Genomic DNA, 14818 nt, shown 5'->3' on the forward strand with positions numbered 1-14818 from the left:
GGCGACCGCACTCACGGCATCGCCGGCCGGTTGCGCGATCGATAGTCTGTCGACTCACGAATTACCGCCGTGCGGGCATGACCAATAGACGGGTGGGCGCCCTGTGTACACCATTGAGAAACTTGCGGACGGCGACCGGGAGCCGATTCTTGTCATCGATTTCCTGACACCCACGTCGGATGTCCGCCTCAGCGCGCGGATCGTGACTCTCGGCACCGGTCACCCGGTCTACCGGATCGACCCGGTCAATGACGTGTCGCTGCTCGGATACCGCGACGTGGGCGACCTGACCGCGGGATACGCCGAGTCCTGGGCCGGCGCCGTGGGACCGGGACCGGTGCTGGTGGCCGCCTACTGCACCGCCGCGCCGTTGGGCCTGCGGATGGCCGACCGGCTGCAGCGGGACGCCGACGTCGCCTGCATGCTGATCGACCCGTCCTGGCCGGACCGGCGGATGCTGACCGACGCGTACGCGGAGATGCGGGCCAAGCTGCGGGTGGACGCCTCCGGCGAGCCGCTGCCCGCGCTGGACGGGCAGCCGCTGCACACTCATCTCGAGGAGTCGATCCGCCGGGACCTGGTGTCGCACCTGGTGAAGATGGGGTTCACCGCCGACGACGCCACCCGGCGCGGCGCTGAGTTCGTCGCCCGCTGCATGGGCTGGCTGGGGTTCCTGCTGGCGATGTCGGCAGCCGAGCCGGCGGAGCTGAACCGGTTCGCCGATGTCCTGCGTGTCCCGGTCGCCGAGCTCCCGGACCGGACCGGGCCGGACTCCGACGCGGAGATGTCCCACCGCATCGACGCCCTGATGGGGTCGATGCGGGCGCTTCAGTCCTGAGCGCGCCCACTCAGTTCGACACACTCGGCAAGCACCGACCGGTACTCGCCGTCCATCAGGAGCGTCCGCATCGGGAACTCGATGTCCAGGCCGGACTCGACCTTCTCGATGAACATGATGGCCATCAGCGAGTCACCGCCCAGATCGAAGAAGTTCTGGTCGGCGGCGGCCTCGTCGACCCCGAGGATCGCGCACCAGGCGGCGCTCACCGTGGCCTCGGCGCCGGCGCTCATGACGCGACCAGTTCGTTGAGCGCGTCGCTGAGATCACTCAGCCGCGGGTTCTTGAAGATGACCCGGGTGGCCCGGGCGATGCCGAGCTCCGCGCTGAGCGCCTGGGCGAGGCGGATGGCGATGATGGAGTTGCCGCCCAGTTCGAAGAAGTCGTCGCCGATACCGACATCGGTCTTCCCCACGAGCTTCCGCACGGTACCCACGACCAGTTCGTCCATAGGGTTCCGGAAATCGCTGTCGCTCATGCACCGTTCCTCTCTGACGTCACGCTGCACGCACCGTACGGCAGCCTTCTCCGGCGGGACCAGATCCCGCTGCCGAGCGGCGGCCATTCGTCTCGCCGGCGAGACACAGCCCGTCCAGCAAAGCGACGATGAGTAGCCGTACGCCATATCACGCATTGAAGCACATAAACATCTTTGCACCGAATTCACGAGTGGGTAGGTAATGTCTGATCGTGTGGCCGTGGTGGGGATGTCGATCCGCGCCGCCGGAGTACGTGACAATGCAGATCTCTGGCAGCTGATCAGCACCGGCCGCTCCGGGCGGCGCAAATTCAGTGCTGATGAATTGGCGCGCCGCGGCGTTCCGGAAAACCGGTACAAAAATCCGTCCTACGTGCCGGTCGCCTATCCGATGGCGGATTCCCTGGCGTTCGACGTCCGGGCGTTCGGCGGCACCGCGGCCGAGGCGGAGCTGACCGATCCACAGCATCGGGTGATCCTGCGGGCCTGCTACCGGGCGGTGGAGAGCGCTGGCTGCTTCATCGGCGCCCTGCCGGACCGGGTCGGCGTGTTCCTCGGAGCCCGCGCGAGTGACTACGGCACGCGGATCGCCGTCCACGGCGACGGCCAGGTCGACCCGGCCGGGCTCGGCGTCGGCACCGAACCCGACTACCTGTCGACCCGGGTCTCCTACACCTTCGGGCTCACCGGCCCGTCGATGACCGTGCTGACCGCCTGTTCGTCCTCGAGCGTCGCCGTGCACCTGGCCTGTCAGGCGATCCTGGCCGGCGAATGCGACTCGGCACTGGCCGGGGGCGTCGCGGTCGACATCGGGGACGCGGGCTACCTGTTCACCGCCGGGGGCATCCAGTCACCACGCGGGGTCTGTGAGCCGTACACGGTCTCGGCCGACGGCACCGTGGACGGCAACGGCGTCGCGGTCCTCTTCCTGCGCCGGCTGGACGCGGCGCTGGCCGCGGGCAACCCGATCCTGGGCGTGATCGCCGGCACCGCGGTGAACAACGACGGCCGGGAACGGGCCGGTTTCACCGTGCCCGGGGTCACCGGGCAGATCGAACTGATCGAGGAGGCCCTCGACGTCGCCGAGCTGGACGCCTCGCGGATCGGCCTGCTCGAAGGCCACGGCTCCGGCACCGCCATCGGTGATCTTCTGGAGATCGACGCGGCGACGCGGGCGTTCCGGTCCGCCGGTGCCGGTACGCACGACTGCCGGCTGCACTCGGTGAAGGCGAACATCGGCAACCTCACCGCGGCCGCGGGCGCGGCGGGTGTCATCGGCACCCTGCTGGCCATGCGGCACGGCACCATCCCGCCCAACGCGCCGCTGACGCACGGAGCGACGCCCGTCGACCTGCGCGGGACACCGTTCCGGCTGTCCGGCGAGCCGGCCCCCTGGCCGCGGTCGGACCACGGCCGGTACGCGGCGGTCAGCTCGTTCGGGATGGGCGGGACGAACGCCCACATCATCATCGGCGATGCCGGGCCGGAGGTGCGGGCCGCCACCCGCCGGGCCCGGTCGTGGCAGGTGCTGCCGCTGTCCGCGGACGATCCGCGGCGTCTGGCGGCGCTCGTCGAGTCGGTGCGCGCGACGGTGGGCGGCGCCTCGGCCGAGGAGCGGCAGGACATCGGCCACACGCTGCGCACCGGCCGCCCGGAACTCTCCGTGCGGGCGGCCGCGCTGGTGCCCGTCGACGGCGATCCGGCCGGCGCGAGATGGCCGGAGCACCGTGTCGCCCCGCAGCCGCCGCCACGGCTCGTCGTCCTGATCCCCGGCGCGGACGTCCCGCCGTCCGCCACGGCACTCGGCCTCTACCGGGCCGAGCCGGTCTTCCGGGCGGCAGTGGACGACGGCCTGCCGGCGCTGGAGCGCCTGCTGCCGCCGGCCGAGTTCGCTGCCGTGCGCGAAGCGTTCCACAGTGCTGTCCCGGTGCTCTCCCGGCACGTGTCGGACCTGGTGGTGGCGGGGCAGCTGGCGCTTCTCGGGAGTGCCGGCGTCCGGCCCGACCGGACAGTGGGGTTCGACGCGGACGTGCGTCCCGAGCCGGGTTCCGTCCACCTCCAGCTGAGCGGTGCCGAGCACCTGCTCGGCACCGGCGCCGGCCCGGTCATGACGCCCGCCGGTCTGCCACCGGAGAGCGTGCTGCCACGGATCGTCGCCGCGTTGTGGGAGCTCGGCGTGCCGATCGACTGGGATGCCTACGCCGAGCACGACCACGCGCTGCGGGCCGATCTGGCCCCCCGCGAGTTCGACCGGACTCCGCATCTGCATCCCGTCCTGCTCGATCACTGCCCGGGCGTCGACCCGGCCGAACTGACCGGAAAGCGGGCCGACCGATGACCTCCGTCCTGGACACGAGCCCGGCCGCTCCGGTGCAGCAGCGGATCTGGTTCATCGAGCAGCTGGTGCCGGGCACGGCGCTGCACCACGGGCACGCGGCCTTCGCCGTACACGGTGAGCTGGATCTTCCCGCTCTGGAACGGGCTGTCAACGAGGTGATCGCCCGGCACGAGGTGCTGCGGACCCGCTTCCTCGACCGGGACGGATCACCGGTCCGGGAGGTGCTGGCCGAGGCGTCGACAACCGTGCGGCGCGTCTCCGGCCCGGTCGGTGACTTCATCGACGAACCCTTCAACCTCGATCAGGCTCCTCTGGTACGGGTGGGCCTGGTCCAGGGGACGCTTGTCGTCGTCCTGCACCGGATCGTGGCGGACGCCCGTTCGATGAGCCTGTTCCTGCACGAGGTCGCCGACCGGTACCGGCGCGAACCGTCCGGGACACCGGCTGCCCACTCCGTGCCGCGGCCCGCCGGGCCCGGGGACGTCCAGGACCGGGTGGCCCGGCTGACCGGCTATCCGACGGTTCTCGATCTGCCCGCCGACCGCTCGCGGCCGACCGTGCAGACGTTCACCGGCGGTCACTTCAACTGGCACGTCCCGGCGCCGCTGACCCGCCGTCTGGAGCGGGTGGCAGACGAGCACGAAGTCTCCCTCCGCACCCTGCTGCTGACCTCGTTCGCGCTGGTCCTGAGCGTCTGGTCGCGTCAGGACCGGCTGCTGGTGGGCACCCCGGCGGCCGACGGCGGGCAGCCGATCGGCCCGTTCACCGACACCCTGGTGATCCCGGCCGACATGACCGGCGCACCCTCGTTCGGCACCTGTCTGGACCGTGTGCACCGCGCGTACCGGAGTCCCGCCGTCGCCTTCGAGGAACTCGTCGACGGCCTGGCGCCGGAACGGAGCCTCTCCCATCACCCGCTGGTCCAGGTGATGGTGACCGTCCACGACGGCGCCGGCTCCCCGCCGGAGCTGGTGGACGCCGATCTGCGGCCGGTCGAGACGGCGGTGGCCACGGCGTTCGACCTGACGCTCGACGTCCACCCGTACGACGACGGTCTCGCTTGCCGTCTGTGGTTCTCGGCCGACCTCTTCGAGCGCGACACCGCCGAACGGTTCCAGCGGCACCTGCTGAAACTGCTGGACGTCGTCGCGGAGAACCCGGCAGTCGAGGTCGCGGGCGTCGATCTGTCCGACGGCGGCGAGCGGGCGCTGCTGACCGCGCTCGGCACCGGCCCGGCACGCCCGGTCGACCCCCGTGCGCTGCCCGCCCGGCTGATCGAGGCGGCCCGGCGCCGGCCGGATGCCGTGGCGGTACGGGCGCCGGACGGCGACTACACCTTCGCGCAGTTCGTCGAGCGCGCCGAGTCGATCGGCGCCGCGCTCGCCGCCCGGGGACTGCGGCCCGGTGATCTGGCCGGAGTCGCGCTGCCGCGGGGCCGGGACCTGCCGGCCGGGCTGCTCGGCGTCTGGCTGGCCGGCGGCGCCTACGTGCCGCTGGATCCGGCCTATCCCCGCGCCCGCCTGGAGCACATGACCCGGGACGCCGGCATCAAGGTCCTGCTCAGCACACGTGACCTGGTGGACCTGATCCCGGTGCCGGCCGGGACCGCGATCCTGGTGGCGGACGAGCCACTGTCCACACCGGTCGCCGAGCGGCGGCTGCCCGGCGCGGACGGCGGCGACGTCGCCTACGTGATCTACACGTCCGGTTCCACCGGCCGCCCCAAAGGGGTGCTGGTCGGGCACACCAGCCTGGGGAACCTGCTCGACGACTTCGCCCACCAGACGAACTTCGGCGCGGACGACAGGCTTCTCGCGCTGACCTCGCTGTCCTTCGACATCGCCGGGCTGGAGCTCTGGCTCCCACTGCTGACCGGGGCGACGCTGGTGATCGGGCCGCCCGGCATCGGCGGTGATCCGGAACAGCTGCACGGACTGCTCACCGCCCAGGACATCACCGTGGTCCAGGCCACCCCGGCGACCTGGAAGCTGTACACCTCGTACACCGGTACGGCGCCCGCCGCCCTGCGCCAGATCTGGAGCGGCGGCGAGCACCTGCCGCACCCGCTCGCCCAGGCCCTGACCGCGCTCGGGCCGGAGATCCACAACGTCTACGGGCCGACCGAGACCACCATCTGGTCGACGCGGGCCGTGCTGGCGCACGGCGACGCCGCCACCGGGATCGGCCGGCCCCTCGCCAATACCAGCCTGTTCGTCACCAGTGCCGCCGGGCACCGCGTCCCGCTGGGCGTGCCCGGCGAGTTGTGCATCGGCGGCGCGGGCCTGGCGTTCGGCTACCTGGACCGGCCGGAACTGACCGCAGAACGGTTCACCGAGGTCGCGGGGGTGCCCGTCTACCGCACCGGGGACCTGGTCCGCTGGCGGTCCGACGGGCACCTGGAATATCTGGGGCGCCTCGACGACCAGGTGAAGATTCGTGGTCACCGGGTCGAGCCCGGGGAGATCGACGCCGTGGCCCAGACCGTTCCCGGGATCCGGGACGTGTGCACGCTCGTGGTGACCGCCGCCAGCGGCGAGAGTCACCTGGTCACCTTCGTGACACCGGATCTGCGGGAGCTGCGGGACCAGGTCCGGGCCTTCCTGCGCGACCGGCTGCCCGAGTACATGGTGCCGAACCGGGTGCTGACCCTGCCGGAACTCCCGCTCACCCCGAACGGGAAGACCGATCGGAACGCGCTGAAGGGCATCGCCCGGGAGCAGGCGCCCGCCGCCGACCACGTCGCTCCGGGCGACGCCTCGCAGCAGCTGCTCCACGAGATCTGGTGTGCGGTCCTGGGCGTCCCGCGGGTCAGCGTCGTGGAGAACATCTTCGACGCCGGTGTCACCTCGCTGCTGATCGTGCGGATCCGGCGGGAACTGCTCGACCGGCACGGCATCGACATCCCCCTGACCGCCTTCTTCACCTATCCGACGATCGCCGCGCTCGCCCAGTCGCTCGCACGCCCGCCCGCCGTTCGCCCTCCGGTGGCCGAACGTGCCACCAGCACCCGGACCAGGAACGCCACCGCCACCCGCCGCCGGAGTCGCCGCCGGGAAGAGCAGCCGGACCGCTCGGGTTTCTGGCAGCGGCGGCTGGCCGGACTGGACCGGCTGGAGCTGCCCGCCGCCCGGTCCCGTCCGGCGGACGGCGGCACTGTGGAGTTCACCATCCCGGCCGGGACTGTCCGGGCACTCGACGACCTGGCCCGGGGTACGGGAATCACGGCACGCGCCGCCCTGCTGACCGTCTTCCAGGCGTTGCTGGCCGGGCACACCGGCCAGGACGACATCGCCGTCGGCATGCCCGGCACCCACGGCGGCACCGTCGTGGTACGCGGCGACCTGTCCGGCGACCCGACGGTGCGGGAGTTGCTCGGGCGGATCGGCGAACGGGCCGCCGAGGCGCTGGAACACCAGGACGTACCGTTCACACCCGAGCACCGGGCCACGTTCGCGCTGCACGACGACCTCCCGCCCGCCGAGGTCGACCTGGCCCTGTCGATCCGGGCCGCCGGGGACACGCTGAGCGGGCGGCTGACGTACGCCGCCGGGCTCCTGAGCGCGGAACGGATGGCCGATCACTTCCTGACGCTGCTGTCCGGGGCGGTGTCCGATCCGGACGTCCGCCTGAGCGGGTGGACGATGCTCACGCCCGCCGAACGCCACGAGATCCTGGTGGAGTTCAACAACACCGCTGTGGAGTTCCCGCGGAACACCCCGGCGCACGAGCTGATCGAGGAGCGGGTGGCCGCCGAACCGGGGCTGCCGGCCGTCACGAGTGGCGAGCTGACCCTCTCGTACGGCGAACTCAACGAACGGGCCAACCGCCTCGCCCACCATCTGCGCGGACTGGGCGTCGGACCGGGCACCCTGGTCGGCATCTGCCTGCGCCGGGGGGTCGACTCGGTCGTCGCGCCGCTGGCGATCCTCAAGGCCGGTGGCGGGTACGTGCCGCTGGATCCGGACTACCCGGCCGAGCGGCTGTCGTTCATGCTCGACGACACCGCGGCCCCGCTCGTGGTGACCGAGTCCGCGCTGGTGGACCGGCTGTCCGGCGGTGGGCGGCGGCTGGTCCGGCTGGACACCGACGGTGCCGCCGTCGCCGCGAACCCGCCGGTGAACCCGGGCCCGTCGGCCGCGGCGACCGACCTGGCGTACGTGCTCTACACCTCCGGCTCCACCGGCCGGCCGAAGGGTGTGCGGATCACCCACCGGAACCTGGTGAACCTCCTGACGGCAGTGCACCGCGACTACGCGATGGCCCGGGGGGAGGCGATGCTCGCGGTGACCGCCACGACGTTCGACATCTCCGCCGTCGAGCTGTTCGTCCCACTGCTGAGCCACGCGACGGTCGTCGTCTCCGACGTGGCGCGGGTGACGTCGCCCGGCGGGCTGGCGGCGCTCGTCGAGAGGCACGGCATCCGGCACGCCCAGGGCACCCCCTCGCTGTGGCGGCTCATCCTGGACGCGGCACCGGACGCGCTGCGTGACATCCACGTCCACTCGGCCGGCGAGGCGCTGCCTGTCGATCTCGCCGAGCGCCTGGCCGCCCGGTCCGCGAGCGTGACGAACCTGTACGGCCCCACCGAGACGACCATCTACTCCACGGCGACCGGTCCCCTCGGCGGGCGAATCGGCGGAGGGTCGGTGCCGATCGGCCGGCCGGTCGCGAACACCGTGACGTACGTCCTGGACCGGCATGGCCGGCCGGTGCCGGTGGGGGTCACCGGTGAGCTGCTGATCGGCGGCGAGGGTGTGGGCCCGGGCTACCTGAACCGGCCCGAGCTGACCGCCGAACGTTTTGTGGACAGCACCGTCGCCGGCGGTCCACCGGTCCGTGTCTACCGAACCGGTGACCTGGTCCGCTGGCTGCCGGACGGCTCTCTGGACTACCTCGGCCGGGCCGACCACCAGGTGAAACTGAGGGGATTCCGGATCGAGCTGGGCGAGATCGAGGCGGTCCTGTCCGGTCATGACGAGGTCGGCTCGTGTGCGGTGCTGGTGCGTACCGACGTGCCGGGCGAGCAGCGACTGGTGGCGTACGTGACAGGCGCCGCGCCCGCTTCCGCACTTCGGGCGTTCGTCCGGCGACGGCTGCCGGAGTACATGGTGCCCGAGGTCTTCGTGCCGCTGGCCGAGATGCCGCTCACCACCAGCGGCAAGGTGGACCGCGGGTCGCTGCCGGCGCCCGATCCGGGACGGCCGGACACCGGTGGCGACTTCGTGGCCCCCCGCGACGAGCTGGAGGAGGCGGTCGCGGAGGTCTGGGGGCAGGTGCTGGGCATCGAGCGGATCGGCGCCCACGACGACTTCTTCGAGTTGGGTGGTCAGTCGGTCCGGGCGATCCAGGTGGTCAACCGGCTCAGCGCGCTCACCGGGCTGGAGCTGAGCCTGGACGCCCTGTTCACGACGCCTACGGTGGCCACGCTCACAGCCCGGATCGTTGCGGAGTTCGCCGCCGCCGAGTGACAGGTGGTCAGCCCGCGTCCTGCCGCAGGGCGCGGGCGATGGCCCGCAGGGTGAACGGCGAGCGGAAGTGCTCCGGGCGCAGGCCGGTCAGGCCTCTGCGCCGCAGCGCCTGCGTCAGGGCCGCCGTGCGCAGCAGATCACCGCCCGCTTCCAGATAGGTCTGTGCCAGGTTGGCGACGACCCGGCCGTGGGTCTCCCGGATCGCCTCGCACAGCTCCTTCTCGGGCCTGGTGACCGGGGGGTGTTCCGGCAGTCCCGCGTCCGGCCGCCACTCCCGGCCCGGCTCTGCCGGGAACGTGTAGCGGCTCGGGGCCTTGGCGTCCGAATGGGCGAACAGCCGGGTCAGCAGCGACTCGTGGACGTCGTACACCGCTCCTTCCGGGGCCAGGACCAGCTGTGCGGTCAGTTCGCCGTCCTCCACTGTCACCTTGGCGTCGCGTACGTGCGGCGCCTCCAGCAGCAGCCGTCGTACCGTCTCGGTACGGACCCAGTCCTCGCCGACCAGGTGGCAGTCCGAGGAGAACCGGAAGCCGGCCGGGAGGAGCGCGTCCGCGGCGCTGACCGGGGTGTCGCCGTCCCCGGCCAGGAACTCGATGATCCGGGGCAGCAGCCGGGCGATCTCCCGGGTCACCGGCGCCGGGATCATCACCACGTCCGAGTCCAGCCCGATGACGATGTCGTCAGCGGACTGGTAGACGTAGTAGAGATGGCCGAAGGGCTCGCCCTCGGTCTCCCACTCCTCCCGCTCGTCCATCTCGGGCAGGCCGGGCGGGACGTCCGGGATGTAGTCGAACATGATCGGCAGGAAGACGCCGACCCCCCGGTTCGCGGTCTCCCGGGCATCCGCCTCGAACGGGACACGCAGCACCGAGGACCGGTGCTGCGCGAACCCGGTGAGCGCGGCGACGTGCGCGGCCCGCAGCTCCTGGCGGATCGTCGTCCCGGCGCCGTACTCGACGAGCATCTCCACTGGGAACATCTGGCATTCGATGCTGTGGTCCTTCTCCAGCCGGTTGGAGAACAGGCTGGAGAACACCACGCTGTGCCGGCCGGAGTACTTGGCCAGCAGCCAGCCCATGGCGTACATGAAGACGGTCGAGCGGGTCACCCGGTTCGCCGCGCAGATGGAGTCCACCAGCGGCACCATGCCCGGGTACCGCTTGACGTGGAAGATGTACCGCGCCTCCGGGATCTCGTCCCCGGTGGCCGGCACCAACAGGCCCGGTGATCTGGCGAAGAGCTCACCGACGTGGTCCCGGCGGGAGGTCCGCGCCATCCGCTCCTCCTGCGCCCGGCGGTCCAGCGGCTGCATCGTCGGCAGCGGCGCGTCCTGCCCGTGGCACAGGGCGAGGAACTGCTCCCGCCAGTTCTCCACGCCCTCACCGTCGATGATGATGTGCTCGATCGTCATGCAGACGCTGACCACGGCGCCGTCCCGGAGGAAGAGGCGGACCTGCCACAACGGGGTGAGGACACCGACCCCGTTGAACAGCAGCGTGGGCCGGCGCGCCAGGTAGTCGTCGAGTCCCGACTCGTCGTCGAAGGTCACCGGCAACTGGAATCCGTCGGCGGCGAAGACCAGCTGCATCGGCCGGCTGTCCGCGCCCACGGTGAACACCGTGCGCAGCGCCTCGTGCCGGTCGGCGAGTGTCTGCCAGGCGCCGACGACGACGTCCACCGGGATCGGCTCCGCGAAGTCCACCCGCTGTCGCAGGGCCGCGTACGGAGCGCCGATCTCCCGCCAGGTCATCCGGAGCCACATCCGCTGCTGGGAGTGGGTCAGGTCTCCGCTGCGCTCGATTCTTGTCATGATTCCTTCCCACCGACCAGGTCGAATGCGATGCGCGTGTGGTGGAGGTCCGCCTCCTCGAGGGTGCCGTCCACATCCAGGACGACGGTGGACACACCGAGCGCGAAGTATCGGGACAGCAACCCGGCCACCTCGGCGTGGCTGCCGACCAGGTAGGGCGAGAACGCGCGGTACGACCGGAACGGGTACAGCCAGTAGGCGTTCTCCTCGGCCCCGGCGGCCACGGCGTCCTCGGACAGGTTCTGATGCCAGCGGGACTGGACACCTGCCGAGGCGAAGTCGTGGATCTTCTCGCCCTGTCTGTCGATCGGGAATCGCCGGCGCGCCACCGCCCAGGCCTCCTCCGCGGTATCCCGCGCGATGACACCCCAGCCCACACCGCCCCGGTGCAGTGGTGCGGGCCCCTGGTAGGTGCCGATCTCCCGGGGGTACGCGAGCCTGGTCACGCCGAGTCTCTCCTGGGTGTTCCGGGCGGCGTCCGAGGCGCCGGACATGAAGAATCCCGGTGTCATGTCAGGGGGGAGCGCCGGGCTCAGCGCCGCCGACTTGAGTTCGTAATGGCTGCCCCGGTGACTGACCGGTTTGTCCGCGCCGAGCAGCATCCGCAGGGCTTCGGCGTACTCGGCCAGCCGGTCGTAACGCTGGTCGTGGTCCAGGGTGCAGCCGGCCGCGCGCAGGTGGCGGGCGAATCCGCCGCTCACCAGGTTCAGGTCGACCCGCCTGCCGTACAGGAAGGCGATCGTGTTGATCATGCGGGCGGTGCTCAGCGGATGCATGTAGATCGGGTTCACCGCCACGATCGGCACGAGGGTCTCGGTGTTCTCGATGATCAGCTGGGCCGCGGCCCACGGGTCGAGGCTCGCGTTGTCGGTGTGGGTGAGGATGCCCTTGAACCCGGCCTCCTCGGTCCACCGCGCGACCTCGATCAAACGCTTGCGGTACGAGCTGGGTGAGTGATCCTTCAGTGGCGGGCAGGAGGAGTAGACGTCGTACGCGGGCCCGGTCATCGGTTCTCCCCCGACTCGATCGCCGCAGTGATCCGCCGGCCGACGGCAACGGCGTTCGCACCGGTCAGCAGCGTGTGGTGGTCGCCGTCCAGCACGTGCTGATCGACCGCGCCGACGTAGCCGGCCCATCCGTCGCGCAGAGGGAACGGCCAATCCGATTCCCGGGCCCGGAGCAGGAGCACCCGGGTGCGGACCGGGCTCGGCGCGTAGCGGGCGTACGCGCGGTCGTGCACCCGCCTGATCTCCAGCTGTTCGGCCATCTCGTCCCGGCCGAGCGCCAGGAGCGACACCGGGAGATCGGCACGACGAACCGCGGCGGCGAACTCCGGGGAGCCGGCGAGCGCCGGCCACCTGTCCACTGTGGTGGCGCGCACCCGGGCCAGCACCGCCGCCACGTCGTTCTCGTCGGCGGCGTACACCGGCCGGGAGATCGGGGTGGGCAGGCTCCCGTCCAGGACGACGAGCAGTTCGACGGTCTGCCCGGCCTCCTCGATCTGCCGGGCCACCTCGAACGCCAGCGCGCTTCCGAAGGACCAGCCGGCGAGCAGGTACGGCCCGGCCGGTGTCTCCGCACGGATCAGTTCCCAGTACGCCGCCGCCACCACGGTGAGGTCGTCCCGCCAGCCCGGATCGGTTCCGGCGAGCGAGGCCTCCACGCCGACCACGCGCAGCCCGGGTGCGAGGGCCGCCGCGATCTCCGCGTAGTTCTGCACCGTGCCGGTGTTCTCGTGCAGGCAGTACAGCGTCCGGGCGGTGGGCGGGCCGCCCAGTTCGACGAGCGTCCCGGCCCGGTCGTCCCGCGGCCCGGCCGGCCCGTCGCCGCCGAGGACTCCGGCGACCGTCGGTGCCTGGAAGATCATTCGCGGGGAGAGCCGCAGGCCGTGCCGGCGGGCCCGGTGCACCACCTGGATGCTGAGGATCGAGTGCCCGCCCAGCTCGAAGAAGTTGTCGTGGACGCCGACCTTCTCGATGCCGAGGACGTCGGCCCAGACCTCGGCGAGAGCGGCTTCGGCGGCGGTCCGCGGGGCGGTGTACTCGGCGTCGAGTTCTGGCCGACCGGCCGCGGGAGCGGGCAGCGCCCGCCTGTCGACCTTGCCACTGGTGTTCAGCGGCAGCGTGTCGAGGACGACGTACCCGCCGGGGATCATGTGCTCGGGCAACAGGCGTTTGAGCGACGCACGCAGCGTGCTCACTCCGACGGTCTCGGAGCCGTCCGGTACCACGTACCCGATCAGTCGTCTGTCGCCCGGCACGTCCTCGCGCACCGTGACCACCGCGGCGCTCACCCCCGGGCAGCCCGCCAGCGCCGCCTCGATCTCGCCCAGCTCGATCCGGAAACCACGCACCTTCACCTGGTCGTCGGTCCGGCCGACGAACTCCAGTTCGCCACCGGCGTTCCAGCGCACCAGGTCGCCGGTGCGATACAACCGCCGAAGATCATTTTCGATCTCCCGTACGACGAACCGTTCCGCGGTCAGCTCCGGGCGGTTCAGGTAGCCCCGGGCCAGGCCCACACCGCCGACCCACAGCTCACCGACGACACCCACCGGCACCAGCCCGCCTGTCGCGTCCAGCACGAACACCTCGGTGTTCGCACACGGGCGGCCGATGGGCACCTGGCGTACCGGCCCGGTGATCATCGCCGCGGTGCAGGTCACCGTGGCCTCGGTCGGGCCGTAGGTGTTGTGCAGGGGAAGGTCGCGGTGTGCGAACCACCGGTCCAGCATCGACGGGTTGACCTGCTCCCCGCCGAGGTTGAGGAAGCGCAGCTGGGGACCGAAACCCTCGCCGTCCTCCAGGTACGGCAGCATCTCCGCCCAGGCGGAGGGCGACAACTCCACGGTCGTGACCCGTTCGGTCCGGATCAGGTCGACGATCTCGGCCGGTTCCCATCCGTCCCGGCGCAGGACGAGCGCCGATCCGGTCATCAGCGCCGGGAAGATCTCCTCCACCGAGACGTCGAAGCACACCGACGCGAACTGCAGCACCCGGTCGTCAGCGGTGAGCCCGAACTTCCGGGCCAGGTCCACCATCCGGCCCGCGAACGCCCGGTGTTCGATCATCACGCCCTTGGGGACACCTGTTGATCCGGAGGTGTAGATGACGTAGGCGAGATCGTCCGGGCCGGCCAGCGGCGCCGGGTTCGTGTCGGGCCACTCCGCCGGCACCTCGTCGACGTGGATCAGCTCGGCGCCGGTGTCCGGGAGCAGGCCGGACAGGTGCCGCTGGGTGAGCACGAACGCGGTCGCGGTGTCCTGGAAGAGGAACGCGAGCCGCTCGGCGGGGTAGGCGGCGTCCATCGGAACGTACGCGCCACCGGCTTTGAGCACCGCCAGCAACGACACGATCATGTCCGGGCCGCGGTCGACGCAGACGGCCACCAGGACTTCGGGGCCGACGCCGCGGTCGCGCAGCAGGTGGGCCAGCCGGTTGGCCCGGCTGTTGAGTTCCGCGTAGGTCAGGCTCTCCGCGCCGTACGTCACCGCCACCGCGCCGGGTGAGCGCAGCACCCGCTCCTCCACCAGGTGGTGGACCATCGCCCGGTCGTCGAGCGCGACAGCCGGGTCGTTCCACTCGACGGCGAGCCGGTGCCGTTCCTCATCGGACAGCAGCTGCAGGGCGCTCACCCGGGCATCCGGGTTCTCCGTCGCCGACCGCAACAACCGCTCGAAGTGACAGGCCATCCGCTCGATCGTGGCCCGGTCGAAGACGTCCGAGTTGTACTCCAGTTCGCAGCGCAGGACGTCGCCGTCCTCGGTCACCTGCAGGGAGACGTCGAACGGCGAGATGTGCTCGTTCATCGGCACCGCGGAGACGTCGAGCCCGGGCAGCGCCCAGTCGGCCGGATCCATGTTCTGCAACACGAACATCGCCTGGAA

Annotated in this window: 8 protein-coding genes; 3 read left to right on the forward strand and 5 right to left on the reverse strand. The window is 71.3% G+C overall.

The window, feature by feature from the left end:
- Positions 1-103 precede the first annotated feature (103 nt).
- On the forward strand, positions 104-838 hold the full coding sequence (locus Aco03nite_RS21550) for a hypothetical protein (RefSeq protein ID WP_203797251.1): 735 nt from the start codon (positions 104-106) through the stop codon (positions 836-838).
- Here the strand turns inward: Aco03nite_RS21550 and Aco03nite_RS21555 are convergent.
- A complete protein-coding gene (locus Aco03nite_RS21555) occupies positions 829-1071 on the reverse strand; it encodes an acyl carrier protein (RefSeq protein ID WP_203797252.1) in 243 nt (80 codons plus the stop codon). The two genes, Aco03nite_RS21550 and Aco03nite_RS21555, sit on opposite strands and share 10 nt — an antisense overlap.
- Positions 1068-1316 (reverse strand): phosphopantetheine-binding protein, encoded by a 249-nt coding sequence (locus Aco03nite_RS21560; RefSeq protein ID WP_203797253.1) that lies wholly within the window; start codon positions 1314-1316, stop codon positions 1068-1070. Before Aco03nite_RS21560 ends, Aco03nite_RS21555 begins: the two co-directional genes overlap by 4 nt.
- A gap of 202 nt (positions 1317-1518) precedes the next feature.
- On the opposite strand from Aco03nite_RS21560, the gene Aco03nite_RS21565 reads away from it, so the two are divergent.
- Positions 1519-3654: a beta-ketoacyl synthase N-terminal-like domain-containing protein gene (locus tag Aco03nite_RS21565; RefSeq protein ID WP_203797254.1), complete on the forward strand. Its 2136-nt coding sequence runs from the start codon at positions 1519-1521 to the stop codon at positions 3652-3654.
- Positions 3651-9122 (forward strand): non-ribosomal peptide synthetase, encoded by a 5472-nt coding sequence (locus tag Aco03nite_RS54125; RefSeq protein ID WP_203797255.1) that lies wholly within the window; start codon positions 3651-3653, stop codon positions 9120-9122. Before Aco03nite_RS21565 ends, Aco03nite_RS54125 begins: the two co-directional genes overlap by 4 nt.
- 7 nt (positions 9123-9129) lie before the next feature.
- Here the strand turns inward: Aco03nite_RS54125 and Aco03nite_RS21575 are convergent, their stop codons facing one another.
- The 3 genes from Aco03nite_RS21575 to Aco03nite_RS21585 form a co-directional block, all read right to left on the reverse strand.
- Complete coding sequence (locus Aco03nite_RS21575) at positions 9130-10932, reverse strand: condensation domain-containing protein (RefSeq protein WP_203797256.1); 1803 nt, start codon at positions 10930-10932, stop codon at positions 9130-9132.
- Positions 10929-11939 (reverse strand): LLM class flavin-dependent oxidoreductase, encoded by a 1011-nt coding sequence (locus tag Aco03nite_RS21580; RefSeq protein ID WP_203797258.1) that lies wholly within the window; start codon positions 11937-11939, stop codon positions 10929-10931. The genes Aco03nite_RS21575 and Aco03nite_RS21580 overlap by 4 nt, the downstream gene beginning before the upstream one ends.
- A partial coding sequence (locus Aco03nite_RS21585) for a non-ribosomal peptide synthetase (RefSeq protein WP_203797260.1) occupies positions 11936-14818 on the reverse strand: 2883 nt, incomplete at its 5' end. The genes Aco03nite_RS21580 and Aco03nite_RS21585, both read right to left, overlap by 4 nt.

Origin of the sequence: Actinoplanes couchii (genome assembly GCF_016862075.1) — a bacterium.
In the GTDB taxonomy this organism is placed as follows: Bacteria; Actinomycetota; Actinomycetes; order Mycobacteriales; family Micromonosporaceae; genus Actinoplanes; species Actinoplanes couchii.

Coding starts and splice junctions, on each gene's coding strand:
- Aco03nite_RS21555 (WP_203797252.1), bottom strand. CDS start 1,071: ATGAGCGCCGGCGCCGAGGCCACGGTGAGCGCCGCCTGGTGCGCGATC.
- Aco03nite_RS21575 (WP_203797256.1), bottom strand. CDS start 10,932: ATGACAAGAATCGAGCGCAGCGGAGACCTGACCCACTCCCAGCAGCGG.
- Aco03nite_RS54125 (WP_203797255.1), top strand. CDS start 3,651: ATGACCTCCGTCCTGGACACGAGCCCGGCCGCTCCGGTGCAGCAGCGG.
- Aco03nite_RS21560 (WP_203797253.1), bottom strand. CDS start 1,316: ATGAGCGACAGCGATTTCCGGAACCCTATGGACGAACTGGTCGTGGGT.
- Aco03nite_RS21580 (WP_203797258.1), bottom strand. CDS start 11,939: ATGACCGGGCCCGCGTACGACGTCTACTCCTCCTGCCCGCCACTGAAG.
- Aco03nite_RS21565 (WP_203797254.1), top strand. CDS start 1,519: ATGTCTGATCGTGTGGCCGTGGTGGGGATGTCGATCCGCGCCGCCGGA.